The sequence below is a fragment of the Enterobacter cloacae complex sp. IR5412 genome, assembly GCF_049237385.1.
GTDB classification, from domain to species: domain Bacteria; phylum Pseudomonadota; class Gammaproteobacteria; order Enterobacterales; family Enterobacteriaceae; genus Enterobacter; species Enterobacter intestinihominis.
Map to the genome: position 1 here is coordinate 99,422 of NZ_JBMKHQ010000006.1, position 17,145 is coordinate 116,566.

15 protein-coding genes are annotated in these 17,145 nt (G+C 59.6%); 6 read left to right on the forward strand and 9 right to left on the reverse strand.

All coding sequences use genetic code 11. The annotated features are described in order from the left end of the window. The first annotated feature begins 5 nt into the window (after positions 1 to 5). From ACOTX2_RS12875 to nudI, 4 genes are all read left to right on the forward strand, one after another. Positions 6 to 1,409: a TolC family outer membrane protein gene (locus ACOTX2_RS12875; RefSeq protein WP_022649108.1), complete on the forward strand. Its 1,404-nt coding sequence runs from the start codon at positions 6 to 8 to the stop codon at positions 1,407 to 1,409. After that, the gene (locus ACOTX2_RS12880; RefSeq protein WP_023306789.1) at positions 1,406 to 3,598 is read left to right on the forward strand and encodes a type I secretion system permease/ATPase; all 2,193 of its coding nucleotides are present in this window, start codon (positions 1,406 to 1,408) and stop codon (positions 3,596 to 3,598) included. The genes ACOTX2_RS12875 and ACOTX2_RS12880 overlap by 4 nt, the downstream gene beginning before the upstream one ends. Next, positions 3,579 to 4,778: an HlyD family efflux transporter periplasmic adaptor subunit gene (locus tag ACOTX2_RS12885; RefSeq protein WP_022649110.1), complete on the forward strand. Its 1,200-nt coding sequence runs from the start codon at positions 3,579 to 3,581 to the stop codon at positions 4,776 to 4,778. Before ACOTX2_RS12880 ends, ACOTX2_RS12885 begins: the two co-directional genes overlap by 20 nt. Before the next feature lie 133 nt (positions 4,779 to 4,911). Further along, on the forward strand, positions 4,912 to 5,337 hold the full coding sequence (gene nudI, locus ACOTX2_RS12890; RefSeq protein WP_022649111.1) for a nucleoside triphosphatase NudI: 426 nt from the start codon (positions 4,912 to 4,914) through the stop codon (positions 5,335 to 5,337). Here nudI and ACOTX2_RS12895 read toward each other — a convergent pair. Continuing rightward, positions 5,309 to 6,040 carry a helix-turn-helix domain-containing protein gene (locus ACOTX2_RS12895; RefSeq protein ID WP_063147475.1) on the reverse strand — a complete coding sequence of 244 codons (732 nt, stop codon included), beginning with the start codon at positions 6,038 to 6,040 and terminating at the stop codon, positions 5,309 to 5,311. The genes nudI and ACOTX2_RS12895 overlap by 29 nt on opposite strands. Before the next feature lie 95 nt (positions 6,041 to 6,135). On the opposite strand from ACOTX2_RS12895, the gene ACOTX2_RS12900 reads away from it, so the two are divergent. Further along, positions 6,136 to 6,555 carry a nuclear transport factor 2 family protein gene (locus tag ACOTX2_RS12900; protein WP_022649113.1) on the forward strand — a complete coding sequence of 140 codons (420 nt, stop codon included), beginning with the start codon at positions 6,136 to 6,138 and terminating at the stop codon, positions 6,553 to 6,555. 54 nt (positions 6,556 to 6,609) lie between these two features. Here the strand turns inward: ACOTX2_RS12900 and ACOTX2_RS12905 are convergent, their stop codons facing one another. Beyond that, complete coding sequence (locus tag ACOTX2_RS12905) at positions 6,610 to 7,791, reverse strand: PLP-dependent aminotransferase family protein (RefSeq protein ID WP_022649114.1); 1,182 nt, start codon at positions 7,789 to 7,791, stop codon at positions 6,610 to 6,612. 20 nt (positions 7,792 to 7,811) lie between these two features. Further along, on the reverse strand, positions 7,812 to 8,699 hold the full coding sequence (locus ACOTX2_RS12910) for a LysR substrate-binding domain-containing protein (RefSeq protein WP_100148755.1): 888 nt from the start codon (positions 8,697 to 8,699) through the stop codon (positions 7,812 to 7,814). Between the two features lie 97 nt (positions 8,700 to 8,796). Between ACOTX2_RS12910 and ACOTX2_RS12915 the strand changes: the two genes are divergently transcribed. Further along, a complete protein-coding gene (locus ACOTX2_RS12915) occupies positions 8,797 to 9,399 on the forward strand; it encodes a short chain dehydrogenase (RefSeq protein WP_063147474.1) in 603 nt (200 codons plus the stop codon). On the opposite strand, the gene ACOTX2_RS12920 is transcribed toward ACOTX2_RS12915, so the two are convergent. The 6 genes from ACOTX2_RS12920 to fdrA form a co-directional block, all read right to left on the reverse strand. Beyond that, positions 9,396 to 10,127 carry a class I SAM-dependent methyltransferase gene (locus ACOTX2_RS12920; RefSeq protein ID WP_063147487.1) on the reverse strand — a complete coding sequence of 244 codons (732 nt, stop codon included), beginning with the start codon at positions 10,125 to 10,127 and terminating at the stop codon, positions 9,396 to 9,398. The genes ACOTX2_RS12915 and ACOTX2_RS12920 overlap by 4 nt on opposite strands. Positions 10,128 to 10,252: 125 nt before the next feature. Further along, positions 10,253 to 11,632 (reverse strand): amidohydrolase family protein, encoded by a 1,380-nt coding sequence (locus ACOTX2_RS12925; RefSeq protein ID WP_063147473.1) that lies wholly within the window; start codon positions 11,630 to 11,632, stop codon positions 10,253 to 10,255. 1 nt (position 11,633) lies between these two features. Beyond that, positions 11,634 to 12,590 carry a carbamate kinase family protein gene (locus tag ACOTX2_RS12930; RefSeq protein ID WP_058646221.1) on the reverse strand — a complete coding sequence of 319 codons (957 nt, stop codon included), beginning with the start codon at positions 12,588 to 12,590 and terminating at the stop codon, positions 11,634 to 11,636. Next, positions 12,587 to 14,167 carry a hypothetical protein gene (locus tag ACOTX2_RS12935; protein WP_022649120.1) on the reverse strand — a complete coding sequence of 527 codons (1,581 nt, stop codon included), beginning with the start codon at positions 14,165 to 14,167 and terminating at the stop codon, positions 12,587 to 12,589. The genes ACOTX2_RS12930 and ACOTX2_RS12935 overlap by 4 nt, the downstream gene beginning before the upstream one ends. A gap of 11 nt (positions 14,168 to 14,178) precedes the next feature. Continuing rightward, entirely contained in the window at positions 14,179 to 15,594 is a 1,416-nt protein-coding gene (locus ACOTX2_RS12940) for a DUF1116 domain-containing protein (protein WP_048965960.1), read from the reverse strand. Beyond that, positions 15,594 to 17,135 carry an acyl-CoA synthetase FdrA gene (gene fdrA, locus ACOTX2_RS12945; protein WP_063147472.1) on the reverse strand — a complete coding sequence of 514 codons (1,542 nt, stop codon included), beginning with the start codon at positions 17,133 to 17,135 and terminating at the stop codon, positions 15,594 to 15,596. The genes ACOTX2_RS12940 and fdrA overlap by 1 nt, the downstream gene beginning before the upstream one ends. Positions 17,136 to 17,145 lie beyond the last annotated feature (10 nt).

Consider the following 17,145-nt stretch of genomic DNA (forward strand, 5'->3'; position numbering starts at 1 on the left):
AAGACATGGGAAAGAAGATGCCTTACTGGTGGCTCTCGTGCTGCCTGATATCTGTGCCCGCTATCGCGGCAAACCCTGCGGCGATGATTAATACCGGACAATTAAGCGAAACGCAGGAACTCCCCTCTTTAAATGGCCGCGTGGCGCCCGTAGCCAGCAAAGCCGCCCCCGGCACGCTACAGCTGGATGAAGCCGTAAACCGCGCCGTGACCTGGCATCCGGCCATCAGTGAAGCCGTCGGCAAACTCTATCAGCAGAGCGAAAATGTGGACGTCGCCAAATCGAAATATTATCCGCAAATTAACGCCGGCATGGATAACGGCTATAGCCACGACGGCGACGATAATGGCTTTACCCCCTCGCTGGTGCTTTCTCTTTCGCAAATGCTTTACGACTTCGGCAAAGTCGCAAGCCAGGTGCGCGCCGAAAACGCGGGCGTCGCCCAGCAGCAGGCCAACGTGCTGGTGAGCATCGACACTATCGCCCACGATACCGCCATCGCTATGGTGCAGGTGCAGACCTGGCAGCAGATGGTCGAGACCGCTAAAGAACAGCTGGACGCCCTGACCTCCATCGGCACACTGACGAAGCTGCGTAATGACGAAGGCGCCACGTCGCTCTCTGACGTGGTGCAGACCGATGCCCGTATCGAAGGCGCGCGAGCGCAGCTGATGCAGTATCAGGCCAGCCTCGACAGCTCACGCGCCACGCTGATGAGCATGCTGGGCTGGGACGGCCTGAACGCGGTCAGCAATGAATTTCCGCAAAGTCTGGCCCGCAGCTGCGATATTGCCGAGCCGGACGATCGTCTGGTGCCCTCGGTATTAGCGGCCTGGGCGCAGGCCAACGTCGCGCAGGCCAATCTCGACTATGCCAACGCGCAGATGACCCCTACCGTCTCGCTGGAGCCGGAAGTCCGCCACTATCTTAACGACCGCTACTCAGGCAACGAAACGCGGGACCGCACCCAGTACTCCGCGTGGGTAAAAGTGCAGATGCCGCTCTATCAGGGCGGCGGCCTCACCGCCCGGCGTAACGCCGCCGGACACGCGGTGGAATCGGCCCAGTCCACCATTCAGCGCACCCGTCTTGAGGTGCGGCAAAAACTGCTGGAAGCGCGCAGCCAGGTGATGAGCCTGATGAGCACGCTTCAGATCCAGGGCCGCCAGGAAGCGCTCAGCGCCCGTACCCGCGAGCTGTATCAGCAGCAGTATCTCGATCTTGGTTCCCGCCCGCTGCTCGACGTGCTCAACGCCGAGCAGGAGGTGTATCAGGCGCGCTTTACCCAGCAGCAAACCGCCGGACAGCTCCGCCAGCTTCAGCTGAACTGTCTCTACCAAACCGGGCGCATACGTCAGGCGTTCGATCTTGAAAACCGCACCATCCAGACCGTGGAGATCCAGCCATGAAGCAACGCGATATTCCGCAGGGTGAAAACATGACGGATGAGGCGCTGGAGCAGTGGGCGCAGGCGTTTGGCTATGTGGCGACGCGCTATCGCGTTGCCTGCTCGCCAGGCTCGCTGATCGCGGGCGCGCCGTGGCTGAAAGGCAAACCGATGGTGCCCGCGCTGACGCAGCTCGCCCGTGAAGCCGGGCTGACGTTCCAGCTGCTGACGGCCGATCAGCACGCCATCAACAGCTGGCGTCTGCCGGTGGTGGTAGAGCTAAACGACGGTAAAATCGGCGTGATCGACAATTTCGACGGCGAGGATACGCTTGAGGTCAGCTTTTTCGACGACAACACGCATACCAACCGCCTGTCGATGAGCGCGATGCTGCCCGCCATCCGCCACGTCATCGCCCTGCGTCCGCTGGCGGCGCTGAAGGACAGCCGCGTGGACGCCTATATCTCAAAATACCGCCCGGACTGGCTCTACCGGCTGGTGATGCGCGACCTTCGCCCTTACAGCTGGGTGATGCTGGCGGCGCTGTTTATCAACGTGCTCTCCCTCTCCGGCATTGTCTTTTCCATGCAGGTGTATGACCGGGTGATCCCCGCCCAGTCCTACCCGACACTCTACGTACTGACTATTGGGGTACTGATCGCCACGCTGTTTGGTTTTGTGCTGCGCGTGGCGCGCGGGCACATTATGGATCTGCTGGGCAAACGCTCGGATATGCGCGTCTCGGATCGGGTCTTCGGCCACGCGCTGCGGCTACGCCACAGCGCCATTCCGCGCTCCACCGGCAGCTTTATCTCCCAGCTGCGCGAGCTGGAGCAGATCCGCGAGATGGTCACCTCCTCCACCATTTCCACCATCGTCGATCTGCCGTTCTTTATCCTGTTTGTGATTGTGCTGGCGATCATCGCCCCGCAGCTGGCGTGGATCGCCCCGGTGGCGGCGGTGATCATGGTCCTGCCTGGCCTGCTGCTGCAAAAGAAGCTGGCGGAGCTGGCGAAGCAGTCGGCGCATGAATCTACCCTGCGCAACGCGGTGCTGGTGGAGAGCGTGCAGGGGCTGGAGGACATCAAGCTGATGCAGGCGGAGAACCGCTTTTTGCAGCAGTGGAACAGCTATATCCAGATCACCGCCGAATCCGGCCTGCGCACCCGCGAACTGACGCAGAACCTGATCAGCTGGGGGATGACCATTCAGAGCCTGGTCTATGCCGGGGTGATCGTGGTGGGCGCGCCGATGGTGATCGACGGCACCTTAACCACCGGTTCGGTGGTGGCCGCCTCGATGCTCGCCTCACGGATGATCGCCCCGATGGCGACGCTGTGCGGCGTGCTGGCCCGCTGGCAGCAGGTGAAGGCGGCCAAAGAGGGACTGGACAGCATTATGCAACTGCCGACCGAGAACCAGCGCGAAGAGACGCCGATCCGCCAGGACGTGCTGCGCGGCCACTATCTTTTCGAGCAGGCGCAGTTCCGCTATCACCCGGAAGATCCGCGCATGGCGCTGCGCATTAACCGCCTGGAGATCAAAGCGGGCGAAAAAGTGGCGATCCTCGGGCGCAACGGCGCGGGCAAATCAACCCTGTTGCAGGCGATGGCGGGCGGGATGGATCTGGCGGGCGGTGAACTGCGGCTCGACAACCTCAGCCTGCCGCATCTGGACGTGGCTGACGTGCGGAGAAACGTCGGCTTTATGACCCAAAACGCCCGGCTGTTTTACGGCACCCTGCGCGAGAACATCACGCTCGGCATGCCGCGCGCCACCGATGAAGAGATCTTCGAGGTGCTGGAGATGTGCGGCGCGGCCAGCTTTGTGCAGAAGCTGCCAAAGGGGCTGGATTACCCGATTATGGAGAACGGCGTCGGGCTGTCCGGCGGGCAGCGGCAGTCTATTCTGCTGGCGCGGATGCTGCTGCGCGACCCGAATATCGTGCTGATGGATGAACCGACCGCCTCCCTTGATGAACATACCGAGCGGGAATTTATTCAACGTCTCGGGGCGTGGCTCGGCAACCGCACGCTGGTTGTCGCGACCCACCGCGTGCCGGTACTGGAGCTGGTGGAGCGCGTGGTAGTACTCAAAGATGGCATGCTGGTGATGGACGCGCCAAAAGCGCAGGCGCTGAACAACAGCCGTATGCAGCAACAGCAGCAGGCAACCGGACGGGAGTGGAACAATGAAAATCAATCAGCGTGACGTTGCCGCAGTAGAAGATCTGGATAACGCGCTCGACTCCGAAAGCGGTTATACCGGTGCCCGGCGCATCGTTTTCTTCTCCCTGCTGATGTTTGTGGTGCTCGGCGTCTGGGCGTGGTTCGGGGTGCTGGATGAAGTCTCAACCGGCACCGGAAAAGTGATCCCCAGTTCACGCGAGCAGGTATTGCAGTCGCTGGATGGGGGGATCCTCACCGAGCTGAACGTACACGAAGGGGATCAGGTGCAGGCCGGACAGGTGCTGGCGCGGCTGGATCCTACCCGCTCGGAATCTAACGTCGGCGAAAGCGCGGCGCGTTACCGCGCGTCGCTGGCCTCCAGCGTGCGCCTGTACGCCGAGGTGAACGATCTCCCGCTGAAATTCCCGCCTTCCCTGGCGAAATGGACCGACCTGACCGCCGCAGAAACGCGGCTTTACAACTCTCGCCGCGCCCAGCTGGAGGATACGCAGCGTGAACTTCGCTCCGCGTTAGCGCTCGCCAATAAAGAACTGGCGATCACTCAACGGCTGGTGAAAACCGGTGCCGCCAGCCACGTGGAAGTGCTGCGCCTGCAACGGCAGAAAAGCGACCTGGAGCTGAAGCTCACCGACGTGCGTTCCCAGTATTACGTGCAGGCCCGTGAAGCGCTGTCGAAGGCCAACGCCGAGGTGGATATGGTGTCAGCGATCCTGAAAGGCCGCGAGGATTCCGTTACCCGCCTGACGGTGAAGTCGCCGGTGCGCGGGATCGTGAAAAACATCAAGGTGACCACCATCGGCGGCGTCATACCGCCCAACGGCGAGTTAATGGAGATTGTGCCGGTGGACGATCACCTGCTGATTGAAACCCGTCTCTCGCCCCGGGATATCGCCTTTATCCATCCTAATCAGGAGGCGCTGGTGAAAATCACCGCCTACGATTACGCGATTTACGGCGGGCTGCACGGAGTGGTGGAGACCATTTCGCCGGACACCATTCAGGACGAAGCGAAGCCGGAGGTGTTCTACTACCGTGTATTCATTCGCACCAGCCAGGATTATCTGGTGAACAAGGCGGGCAGGCACTTTTCGATTGTGCCGGGGATGATTGCGACGGTGGATATTAAGACCGGGGAGAAAACGGTGCTGGATTATCTGATTAAGCCGTTTAACCGGGCGAAGGAGGCGCTGAGGGAGCGGTAGTCAAACGCCGGGTGGCGGCTTCGCCTTACCCGGCCTACACCGCCGTTCCGAGTGATGAGGATCCAACACACCTAACATGATCTCCATCACCAATCTGCTATAGTAGCCCAAATTCATTTTTCAGGAAGAAATCATGCGCCAACGAACCATTGTCTGCCCCATCATCCAGAATGACGGAGCCTACCTGCTATGTAAAATGGCCGACGATCGCGGTGTATTCCCCGGTCAGTGGGCACTCTGCGGTGGTGGAATGGAACCAGGCGAAACCATGGAACAGGCGCTGCGCCGTGAAGTCCGTGAGGAGCTGGGCGACGCGCTGGACATTATCGACGTCAAGCCCTGGGCTTTTCGCGATGACATCAGGGTCAAAACTTACGCCGATGGTACCACCGAGGAAATTTATATGATTTATCTGATCTTCGACTGCATCAGCGCCAATCGGGATGTTACGTTTAACGACGAGTTTCAGGAGATCGCCTGGGTTTATCCGGAATCGTTAAGAGAGCTGGATCTCAACGAGGCCACGCGCATTACCTTTGCGCAAAAGGGCCTTCTTTAATCGCCCACTGCCCCGGCGTTTTACCGGTCCACGTTCTGAAAACTTCAATAAATGCGCTGACGCTGCTGTATCCGCACGAGAGCGCAATCCACCCCACCGGCTTCCCCGCCGCCAGCCACTCCATCGCCTGCATGACGCGCGCCAGCTGGCGCCAGTTGACGAAGTTCATCCCCGTCTCCGCGCTAAACCGCCGGTTGAATGTACGTACGCTCATCCCGGCACGGCTGGCATGGCTTTCCACCGTCTGATTATCATCGACGGATTGCAGCAGTTTCCTGACCACATTTTTCAGCCGGGGATCGGTCGGTACGGGCAGATAAAAGCGGACCTGAGACGCCAGAGCCAACTCCTCCAGCAGCAGGATGAGCTTTCGGGGATCGTATTCACTCCCGGCAACGCTTAAACGGGAAAACAGTGCATCGGTAAAATCGTCCGACTCGAAAAGCGTGGCCTTTTCCGGAAGCCCTTCACAATGGGCAGGGTCAAGATAGACAGCGCAACCTTCAATCGCGCTTTCCGAAAAGGCAGCGTGCTGCTGACCAGGCGGGATCCAGCCGATATGTTTTGCGGGTACCACCGAACGCCCCAGCGGCGTCTCAATCACCAGCAGCCCCGCAGCAATGCGCCAGAGCTGGCCGGCATGATGGCTGTGCCACGGGGTGTGATAGCCGCCGGGATGAACAAGCCTCTCAGTTGTCAGCATGAATTTGACCGAAAATCGTTATTCTTCGACTTATTACAGAAACTACGCCTTATGCTGTCAAGGATAATAGCGGCTCAACATCACGAGGAGCTAACATGACCATCATTACATCCCTGATAAACCAGCCCGACAACACCGCGCAGCGCGAGCAAATGGCCTGTCTGTTAACCCGCTTATTCAATGGCAATGTAGATCCGGCAGAGGTGTTTACGCCCGATTACCAGCAGGTTACGGACGGTCACATGCTTGATTATCAGGGATTTATGAAACACCTGAACCATGTGCGTGCGCAGATCCGCGAGATTACGTTTACCGTGGAAGCGTTATGTTGCCATAACGAATGTGTGGCAGACCGGCACAGAGTGGCTGTGACATATCCGGATGGTCGCCAGGCAGAATTAGAGGTGTATATGTTTGCCACGCTGCGCGAGGGGAAAATTTGTCGGATCCATGAAGTCACACAGGCGCCAGACGGCGATGCATTTGACCGCACCCTCGCCCACGCCATGCAATAACCTTACCCTACACGGGAACAGCGCATAACGGCATCTGCCATTATGCGCATCCGCTTACAGGGAAATTTTCAGACGTCGAACCGCTTCTTTAAGCTGCTCATCCGTTGGGGTAACGAAAGACATGCGCAGCGTGGTGTGGTCCGGCTCGTTGCAGTAGAAGAACTCACCCGGCACAAACACGACGCCGTTGCTCAACGTTTTTTCCAGCCATTTCGTCGTATTGATGCCGTTATTCATTTTCGCCCACAGGAACATGCCGCCCTTTGGCTTGTGGAACGACATCACATCGCCTAGCTCCGCTTCCAGTTCACTGGCAAAGGTCTGGTATTTCTGGCGATAGGCTTCGCGGATCATTTTAATCTGATTCGCCAGACGACCGGTTTTCAGATATTCGTACGTCATCAGCTGCGACAGCGTGCTGGTGTGCAGATCGGTGGTTTGCTTGAGGTTCACCACCGCACGCTTCAGCCACTCCGGCACCAGCACCCAGCCCACGCGGGTGCCCGGCGCGAGGATTTTAGAGAAGGTGGAGGTGTACACCACGTTATCCTCATTGCCGATATCTTTGGCATGAGCAATCAGCGGGCGGAACGCTTCCTCGGTATAGTTGATTTCGCTGTACGGATCGTCTTCGATAATCACGAAGTCATAGCGCTTCGATAATTCCACCAGCTGTTTACGACGCGCCTCGGAGAGCGTCACGCCGCCCGGGTTACCAAAGGTTGGCACGATATAAACCGCTTTGATGGTTTTGGTTGCCACCAGCGCTTCAAGTTCATCTACTTTCATGCCGTCGCCGTCGGTGCCGACGGATTCAAAATTCGCCTGTGCCAGGCCAAAGACCTGCAACGCAGCGAGGTAGGTCGGACGCTCAACGACGACCGTATCGCCCGGGTTAATTAACGCACGCGCCAGCACGTCAAGCGACTGTTGAGAGCCGGATGTAATGACCACGTCATCGGCTTTACAGGCGATGCCGCGACCTTCACAGATGCGTTGGATCTCTTCGCGCAGCCCCGGGACGCCTTCCGTCAGGCCGTACTGGAACGCTTCGCCAAAATGCTGAGACAGCACGGCATCAGCGGCAATTTTTAAACCTTCATGATCGAACAGATCCGGGTTTGGAATACCGCCCCCCAGCGAAATCACGCCTGCCATTTTGCTATGTTTTAATAATTCACGGATGGCAGAGGATTGCAGGCCCTGCGCGCTGCTGGCGAGTTTGTTTGCAGACATTCTTTACTTACCTTCTTTTTTTATATTGTGCCCAATCTTAGCAGAATATGGGCAATAAATTCCGTTAGCTTAGGCAGCGGACGCAAATCCTGGCGCCACAATAAATGCACCGGCCTCGGCGCGGGCGTAAACGCTTCCAGAACCCGAACCAGCCTGCCGTTTGCCAGCTCTTCAGCCACCAGCACTTCCGGTTGCAGCAATAGTCCTGCCCCGGCTCGCGCCGCCATGCGTAAGCCGTAGCCGTCATTGCATCGTAAGACGGCATCACGCTTCCAGCGCACCTCGCCTTCCACACCGGGCAGCCGCCACTCGTTACGCGCCGTCCATACCGTGTGCGACAGACACAGGTGATCCACCAGATCGGCTGGCGTTTGCGGCGTACCGTGACGCGCCAGATATTCCGGCGCGGCGCAGATCGTCATGTTGTAGGGACAGAGATATTTCGCCACCAGATCCTCATTTCGGATCTCCCCGATGCGAATGGCCAGATCGACCCCTTCCTCCACCAGATCCACCATTCGGTTGGTGAGATCCAGTTCGATGCGCACTTGCGGGTAGCGCTGAAAAAACGTGGCCGTCAGAGGCGCGATAACGCAGCCGCCAAACGAGGTGGGTGCCGTCACGCGCAGGGTGCCGGCGGGCGTGGCTCGCAGACGTTCAACTGCGTTTTCAGCAATGGAGACCTGCTCCAGCACGCGCCTGGCCTCTTCGAAATAAACGCGTCCGGCGTCGGTCAGGCTCTGGCGTCGGGTGTTGCGTTCCAGTAGCCGCGTGCCGAGCTGCGATTCCAGCAGCGCAATATACTTCCCGACCATCACCGCCGACATCTCCAGCCGGGCCGCCGCGCCGGTGAAGCTGCCGCTTTCCACCACCGCGATGAACGTCTCCATCCCGCGAAGCTTATCCATATTCCAAACCTCTGGTTAGTAATCTTCTAACGTTAGCCCAGTTTATCTGAGTTTTTATTTATTAAAGAATGAAGACTCACAACATAAGGAGTCTGCTATGAAAATCGTCATTATTGGTGCCAGCGGTACGGTCGGTCGTGCAGTCACAGAAGAGTTAAGCCAACGCCACGAGACGATCCGCGTGGGTCGCACGCAGGGCGAGCATCAGGTGGATATCACCTCGCAGGCGAGCGTACAGGCGCTGTTCGAAAAGATCGGCCCGGTGGATGCGATTGTCTCCGCCAGCGGTGGGGTACACTTCGGCCCGCTCGCAACCATGACCGACGGCGAGTTCAACCGGGGCTTGCAGGATAAGCTACTGGGGCAGGTTCGTCTGGCGCTGACCGGCCAGCACTTCCTGAACGAAGGCGGCTCGATCACGCTGATAAGCGGGATTGTGGCGCACGAACCGATTGCTCAGGGCGTCAATGCCACCACCGTAAACGCGGCGCTGGAAGTGTTTGTGCGCGCCGCGGCCTGTGAACTGCCGCGCGGGATCCGCATTAACCTGATCAGCCCGACGGTGCTGACGGAATCCGTCGAAGCATATGATGGCTTCTTCCCGGGCTTTGAAAGCGTTCCCGCTGCGACCGTTGCGCAGGCCTACCGCCGCAGCGTGGAAGGGGTACAGAGCGGGCGGGTATATAAAGTCGGCTATTAAGCCTTACGGGCGGCGATCAGCACCAGCATCGGGCGTTCCGCCTCTTCGGCCAGCGCGGGCCAGGCGTCAACCTGCGTCTGCGTTGGTCCCCACTCATTGACTTCGCTTATCGTCAATCCGGCCTTGATCAACGCGTTAAGCGTGGTACCCAGCGTGCGGTGGTATTTGATTACCCCCTCTGCCAGCCAGTTGCTGACGCGCTTGCCTTCGTCCTGATAATGGTTCACGCCCCAGAACCGCTCACCGTTGTCGTCGGTGAGCCAGCCCTGACGGGTGGCGCAGGTATAAATCGGGTGCTCCATCGAGAAGACCAGGCTGCCGCCGGGTCTAAGCGCACGCTGCACCCTGGCGAATAACGCGTCCAGTTCCGGCAGATAGTGCAGCGCCAGCGAGCTGTAGACCAGATCGAGGCTATTCGCTTTCAGCGCCAGAGATTCCAGATCGCTACGCTGATAGTGAATCCGATTGTCATCAGTCAGTTCAGCCGCGCGGGCGAGCATTTTTTCTGAAATATCAACACCCGTGACGTCAGACGCGCCCAGCTCGCGCGCTGCGCGACAGAACCATCCGTAGCCGCAGCCGAGATCGACAACCGCTTTACCGGTTAAATCTGGCAGCATTGCCTTGAGCGCGGGCCACTCCGGCGCGCCGTTCAGGCCCTGAACCGAGCGCGGAAGCTGGGCATAGCCTTCGAAAAACGCCGGATTGTCGTAGATGTTTTGTGCCATGGCAGATCCCTCTTTAAGAATGTGCATAGCAGTATACTGCATTGTCGGGTGGCGGCTTCGCCTTACCCGACCTACAAAATCTCCGAACCGTAGGCCGGGTAAGCGCAGCGCCACCCGGCACCACATTAGCCCACAGAGCCCCAGACCAGGTTCCCCTTGTGGAACGTCGCGGTACGCGGAGAGATACGCGCCACGGCCTCGGCGGAACAGGAGGCATCCACCAGCACGAAGCTGGCGTCGTCCTGCGCTTTAGGCCACACGCGTTCACCTTTGTCGTTCAGCGGCAGCACGTCGCCGGTGGCGATGCCCAGCGCCCGCGAAAGCGTCTGTTCGTTCGGGCGAATATAGAGCTGGGCGTAGAGGTTGGCTTTCTCCAGCATGTCCCCCAGACCGTACGGGGACCAGTGGTCAATCACGCTGTCGGTACCGGTCATGACAAACACGCCTTTTTCACGCAGCTGCTTCAGCGGCATGTGCAGGGTGCCAATTGGCACGGTGGAGGCGATGGTCACCTGCTGCGCCGCCATGCGGGTGGCGATCTCATCCACCTGCTGTTCGTTAAGCGTCGCCAGCGCGAAGGCGTGGCTGATGGTCAGCTTCCCCTTCAGCTCCGGCGTTTTCTCCACGGTTTCCACCATGTAGTTCACCGCCGCCACGCCCGCCGGGCTGGTTTCGTGCAGGTGAATATCCACCCCTTTGTCATAATCCAGCGCAATCTGGAACATGGTGTCGAGGGATTTCTCCATCGCGCCGTCGACGCTGGTTGGGTCCAGCCCGCCCACGTAGTGCGCCCCCGCCTGCATCGCCTCGCGCATCAGCTTTTCAGAATTCGACAGCAGCAGACCGTGCTGCGGGAAGGCAACGATTTCACAGTCAAAACCTGGGCTTCGGCGCGCCAGTACCGCCTGCAAATTTTCCAGGTTTTTCAGGCCGGAAACCGGCTCTATGTTGCAGTGGCTGCGGGCGATGGTGGACCCTTTGGACTGGATCAGGTCGATCAGCTTTTCGGCGCGTTCTTGCGTGTAAGGCTGTAATTCCGGCAGCAGCTTCTGCTCCAGGCGGATCATGTCCTGAATGGTGGTACCCGCCGGACGGTTCAGGGAGCGCCACGGGCCGCCATAGAAGGTTTTGTCCAGATGTATGTGCATGTCGCGCATCGCCGGGAGCATCAGCTTTTTGCCCGCGTCGAAGTGCGGCAGGGCCGCGTCGGCGTGGCTGTTGTTATCGCGCAGGGCGACGATTTTCCCGTCTTTGATCTCAAGCGTTTTCAGCTCGGTGCGGGTACTTGTCGCCACGCTGCCGTCGAAGTTAAACCCGGCTTCCAGCAGCACGTTGTCGAGATAGTAATGTTTTGCGGTGATGTTCATCGGTTTACCCGTCACGCAGGTTGCCTTAGCAGAATCGGCAGCATACGCGACGGAACCCGTGGCGCCAAACAGCGCGCAGGCGGTAACCATTTTACCGCTCTGGCTAATAAACTCGCGGCGGCTTTTATTCTCACTCATCTTATCTTCCTTCGTTAACAATGTGGGTACCCGTTTCACCGCGCAGCGCTGCGGGCAGGCAGTCCGGCGAGGTGATGATCACGCGCCTGCCGCCATGGCGTAAAAATTCCAGCGAAGCGACGATTTTCGGCAGCATGCTGCCCGCCGGGAAGTGGCCTTCATCCCTGTAGCGCGTCATCTGCGCCACGTTGACGGTATCCAGCGCCTGCTGGTTCGGCTTGCCGAAGTTCACGCACACTTTCTCCACGCCGGTGGTGATCACCAGCACGTCGGCGCCGATCTCGCGCGCCAGCAGCGCGGTGGAGAGATCTTTATCTATCACCGCGTCCACGCTCTGATAATCGCCCTGGTCACTGCGCACCACAGGAATGCCTCCGCCGCCCGCGCCGATCACCACAAATCCTTTCTGCGTCAGCGCCTTGATGGCATCCGCCTCGACGATGCGCCGCGGCTGCGGTGAAGCTACCACGCGGCGATAGCCCCGGCCTGAATCCTCGACAAAATGCCAGTCCGGATGCGCAAGTTGCAGTTCGTCGCGCTGCGCCTCGCTGAAGAACGCGCCGATGGGTTTCGTCGGGTGCGTAAAGCCAGGATCATTTTTATCCACCTCCACCTGCGTGACGACCGTAACCGCTTTTTGTTCCCCGCGCGCCGCCAGGCGGTTGTTGAGCGCCTGCTGGATCAGGTAGCCGATCCCACCCTGGGTATCTGCCACGCAGTTTGCCAGCGGGGTCAGCGGCAGCCCTTCCCGCTCGTGGGCGATCTCGGCGCGGCGCAGATCCAGCCCCACCTGAGGGCCATTGCCGTGGGTGAGCACGATGTCATAGTCCGAGGCCAGCATTTCGAGCACCGACTCAGCCACCGCTTTGACCGCCTGCGCCTGATGCTCAATCGACTGGCTGGCGTTGTCTTTGATAATGCTGTTGCCGCCGATGGCAACGACCATAAGCTCTTTCATTTTGTTTCCTTTAGAAGGTGCGTTCTGGCGCCCTCACCCTGGCCCTCTCCCACTGGGAGAGGGGGATTAACAGAGATATCGAGAACATGCTTCACCACAAACATCCCGCCCATCATCAGGTAGGCCGTGACGAACATCAGGGAACTGCCCTCGGCAAAGCCCACCACCGGCGCGTGGATCACGCCAAACAGCGCCAGCAGCGCGCCTCCTGCGGCGGCGACGGCCCCCCGTAGCGGTTTGTTGATGATGGCGAAGATGGCGATACAGCCCCAGAGCATGCTGGCGAGCGGCGCGCCGTTGCCGAGATGCATCAGGCCTTCGTAGTAGATCCCCTTGCTGTGCAGCACGTCGGTGCCAATTTTCGCCGCGCTGGTCCCCGCCGCGCTCATCACGCTGTTCATCATGGTCAGCGCCCAGTTGGCAATCCACGGGAACAGGCAGATGAAGATGACGGGCACCTCCACTTTCGGGGTTTCCCTCACCACCTGGTTGGCGGTGACGACGCCGATAAACACCAGAATCGGCACGATGGCGGTCATCGGTATGATGGCGAGCATAAAGGCCCCCAGCCCGAACAGCGGCACGATGAACATGGTCACGCCGGACGCCAGGGTGTAGCCGATGCTGGCGCCCATCGCTTTCCAGCCAGGATGGCCGACGTAGACCGTGACCGGGAACGGATTGCCCATCAGGCAGCCGAGCATGGAGGCCAGACCGTTCGCCAGCATTACCTTGCGGGTCGGGTATTCATCCCCCGCCGCATGGGCGCTTTCGATGTTCTCCAGGTCAAAGATGTAGTTCGCCAGCCCCAGCGGTACGGCGGACGCCAGATACGGCAGCGCATGCGGCAACCCCTGCATAAAGCTGTCCACATGCACTTCCGGCGGGTTAAAGCCGAAGGATGACATGGACGCTTTAATGGCATCCGGGCTTTGCAGTCCGGAGATCCACGCAAGCAGAGTACCGGCAATCAACAACAGCAGGCCGGTCGGGATGCGGGCGAAAATCGGCTTTTTACCGAACCAGTTAATGAAGATCAGCAGCAGGACGATAAACGACACGGTCGGCGCTTCGAACGCCTGCAACATCGGGTTCATCGCCAGCAGGAGCAGGCCAAGACCGGACAGGCACGACAGCAGCACGGTACGCGGGATCATCTTGCGGATGGTTTCCCCCAGGAAGGAACCGCCCGCGAGGATCATCGCTTCCACAAAGCACCACACCAGGCCAATCTGAATCGCGAAATCCGCATCGCCGGTTTGCTGGTAAACCGGCATTAAGACCAGGAAGGTCACGGTAAAAATCGACGGCGCGCTCGGGCCGGACGGCAGCGCGGTGACGTCCGTTCGTCCGGTGGCGCGCGCCATTTGCAGGCCAAACCACGTATAGCAAAGACTCGCCACCAGCACCGCCAGCCCGAAGGCTGGCGCGATGCGTCCATAAACAATCTCCTTCGGGATGCCGACGACAAAAATGAGCAACCCCATCATGGTCAGCAAATTGGTCAGGTTGTTGGTCATCAACCCGAAATAAGCTGCCCAGTCACCTCTTTTCCACTCCAGTTTCATGTTTTTCATGGATGCATACCTTATAGAACGTAGCGATCGCGGAAGGTTAACAGCGCCTTTTCAAAACAGCTAAACGGCGGGTGAACGATGCCCGCCCCAATCATGCCGATACCGGCGTCCTTATGGGCAATGGCGGTATTAATGACCGGCAGAATGCCGCTGCCCGCGACCTTCGTGATGTCGATGGCGGACGGGATGCCCATAAACGACAGCAGCGGAATGGTGACGTTCGGGTTTTCGCCGAGAGTGATTTCGCGCATCTGGCGGGAGAAATCGATGGCTTCCTCCACCGTGCCGCCCACCAGCGCCACAATTGCCGGTGCCGTCGCCATCGCAAAGCCGCCGATGCCGTAGGTTTCGGTGATGGCGCTGTCGCCGATATCCAGCCCGGAGTCTTCCGGCTTATAGCCCGCGAACATCGGGCCGATCACCTGCTGCGCCGGGCCGGTGAACCACTGCCCCGGCAGGCCGGAAACGCGCAGGCCGAACTCGTAGCCGTTGCGCGCCATGGTGGTGACGACGGTGCTGTACTCAATGCCGTGGGCGGCATCCAGCGCGGCCTTACACATTGCCATCCACGTCGGACCGGAGAAGTAGTCGCTGCTGGCGACAAACTCGAACACTTCACGCTGCTGCGTCACCGGATAGCCCGCCTGGATCAGCCCCGGCGTCAGCGCCTGGATAAGCAGCGTGGTGCCCGCGTTGTTGCGGTTGTGGCACTCGTCGCCCATGTGCAACGCCTGGGCCAGCATCAGGCGCAGGTCGATTTCGCCGATAATCTTCATCGCGTCGCGCAGCATTGGGCCGAGCACGTCGCGCATCCAGTTCAGGCGGTCGATCACGCTCTGATCGTTGGCCCCCATGCGCAGGATCTTCGCCATCTGCTCGCTGAGGTTGGTGAAGGCGCGGTTGCCGTAGGTTTTGTTCTCAACGATGTGCATAAACATCGACGCGGAGGTGACGCCCGCCATAGAGCCCACACAGTCGTGCTCGTGGCACGGCGAGAAGGTGATCTTCCCTGAAGCCGCCAGCCTTGCGGCGTCCTCCAGATCCGTCGCCAGCCCTTCAAACACCAGCGCGCCGGTAACCGCGCCCTTCATCGCCCCGCACATGTTTTCCCAGGTAACAGGCGGACCGGCATGCAGAATGGTGGTGCGGGTCATGCCCGGCACCACGTTGATGGCCTGGTCATAGCCCACCAGCACCGGATGGGACTGAATAATGCGCTCAAGGGCAATGTTGTTCGCGGCGGCAATTTTCTCCGCCAGCGGTTTTTCCGCCAGCCGGTCCAGCGCGTCCACCACCTGCATATTGCCCTGCCCCGGCGGCGTCCAGTCGAGCTGGGTCACGGGAACGTGCTGTTTTTTGAGGTCGTCGCTGAACATCGCAATCCCGACGTTAATCACGTTCAGCGGCTGGTTGAATAAGGTCGTCATTATGCTCTCTCCCCTTTGCAGACAAATTCGCGTGCCAGTAATCCGGTATTGGTGCTGCTGCTGGCCCAGATGACGCCTGCGTCGGTCAGCAGCTGGCACTGCTGGGCCAGCGACTGCGGATCCTGATCGGTGCCGAGCACGTAGCCGAGAATTTCCAGCGGACGGTTGTCGGCTTTCGCGATTGCCTGTGCCTCTTTGATCGCCTCGATCATCACCCCCACCGGATCCTCGTGTGCGCCAAAGCCCAGCACGAAGTCCATCACGATGACGCCCACCTGCGGATCGCGCGCCTCCTGTAGCAGGCGGCTGATGCGGTTGGTCGGGTCGATCATCGGGTGTGGTTTGCCGTTGGTGAAATCGTCGTCACCGAAATCAAGGAAGGTGTGGGCCTGGCTGACGCTGATGTCCTTCAGACGCCTGGCCGGATCCGGCTGGATGTTGCTGTAAACATCGTCAAACTTCTCCAGCGCGGCAAACATCGCTTCGTCGCACAGGGTGCCGCCGCAGAACAGGCCGCGAATGTACTTCTGCCGCGGCGTCAGGCGGGCGCGCACCTCTTCGATCAGCGGCCAATTGAGCGGATGTAAATTCAGAGAGTCTTTTTTAATGCCGGTAAGCAGCACCGCTTTCAGGGCCGCCTCTTTGGTGCCACGAGCAAACTGCAAGCCGTCTTCATCGGCTGGCGGTTCGTTGCGGCCCAGGAAGCACACAACCACAGGCTTGCGGCAGGCGCGTGCCCGGGCCAGCACCTTCTCTGCCACCACGGGTGCAGGCGGTTTGGAGATGAGCGCTATCACCCGGGTCGCGTCGTCCGCCTCCAGCATGTCGATGGCGTCGAGCATCATCAGGCCGCCAATCTTCTCGCTGAGATCGCGCCCGCCGGTGCCGATCAGCTGCGACACGCCGCCGCCGAACTCGTGAATGCGCACGCTCAGCTCCTGGCTACCGGTGCCGGAGGCGCCAACGATGCCAATCGGCCCGCGACGTACCGCGTTGGCAAAGCACAGCCCCGCGCCGTTGATAATGGCGGTGCCGCAGTCCGGCCCCATCATTAGCAATCCTTTGTCATGCGCCAGCTGCTTCAGCGCCAGCTCGTCGTCGAGCGACACATTATCGGAAAACAGCATCACGTTGAGATCGTTTTCCAGCGCCTGGCGCGCTTCGCGGGCGGCGAAGGTGCCGTTGACGGATATCACCGCAAGGTTGCTGTCCGGACGATGGGTTTTGGCGCTGGCAATCGTCGCGTAGCGTGCTTCATGGGAGCCAGCGCTCTCTTTACGCGTGAATAACGCTTCAATGGCGGCAAGGGTTTCCTCATTCGCCGCGTCGCCTTTAATAACGATCATCAGGTCGCCGTTTTTCGCGTCCGCTAATTCCGGCGTTAATAGCCCGAGGTTTTTTAATACCCCTTTGTTCATTTCCGTCGCCATCGCCACAAACGCCTGCTCGATGCCCGGCAATTTATTGGCTTTGGTGGAAACCGACATTAAGGAAACCGAATCGAAATACGTATTCTTTTTTATGACGATTTTGGTTGGCATTATTTTCACC

Bases quoted from the DNA above. Each gene is read 5' to 3' on its own strand.
- ACOTX2_RS12875 (WP_022649108.1), top strand. From the start codon at position 6: ATGGGAAAGAAGATGCCTTACTGGTGGCTCTCGTGCTGCCTGATATCT.
- ACOTX2_RS12880 (WP_023306789.1), top strand. From the start codon at position 1,406: ATGAAGCAACGCGATATTCCGCAGGGTGAAAACATGACGGATGAGGCG.
- ACOTX2_RS12885 (WP_022649110.1), top strand. From the start codon at position 3,579: ATGAAAATCAATCAGCGTGACGTTGCCGCAGTAGAAGATCTGGATAAC.
- nudI (WP_022649111.1), top strand. From the start codon at position 4,912: ATGCGCCAACGAACCATTGTCTGCCCCATCATCCAGAATGACGGAGCC.
- ACOTX2_RS12895 (WP_063147475.1), bottom strand. From the start codon at position 6,040: ATGCTGACAACTGAGAGGCTTGTTCATCCCGGCGGCTATCACACCCCG.
- ACOTX2_RS12900 (WP_022649113.1), top strand. From the start codon at position 6,136: ATGACCATCATTACATCCCTGATAAACCAGCCCGACAACACCGCGCAG.
- ACOTX2_RS12905 (WP_022649114.1), bottom strand. From the start codon at position 7,791: ATGTCTGCAAACAAACTCGCCAGCAGCGCGCAGGGCCTGCAATCCTCT.
- ACOTX2_RS12910 (WP_100148755.1), bottom strand. From the start codon at position 8,699: ATGGATAAGCTTCGCGGGATGGAGACGTTCATCGCGGTGGTGGAAAGC.
- ACOTX2_RS12915 (WP_063147474.1), top strand. From the start codon at position 8,797: ATGAAAATCGTCATTATTGGTGCCAGCGGTACGGTCGGTCGTGCAGTC.
- ACOTX2_RS12920 (WP_063147487.1), bottom strand. From the start codon at position 10,127: ATGGCACAAAACATCTACGACAATCCGGCGTTTTTCGAAGGCTATGCC.
- ACOTX2_RS12925 (WP_063147473.1), bottom strand. From the start codon at position 11,632: ATGAGTGAGAATAAAAGCCGCCGCGAGTTTATTAGCCAGAGCGGTAAA.
- ACOTX2_RS12930 (WP_058646221.1), bottom strand. From the start codon at position 12,590: ATGAAAGAGCTTATGGTCGTTGCCATCGGCGGCAACAGCATTATCAAA.
- ACOTX2_RS12935 (WP_022649120.1), bottom strand. From the start codon at position 14,167: ATGAAAAACATGAAACTGGAGTGGAAAAGAGGTGACTGGGCAGCTTAT.
- ACOTX2_RS12940 (WP_048965960.1), bottom strand. From the start codon at position 15,594: ATGACGACCTTATTCAACCAGCCGCTGAACGTGATTAACGTCGGGATT.
- fdrA (WP_063147472.1), bottom strand. From the start codon at position 17,135: ATGCCAACCAAAATCGTCATAAAAAAGAATACGTATTTCGATTCGGTT.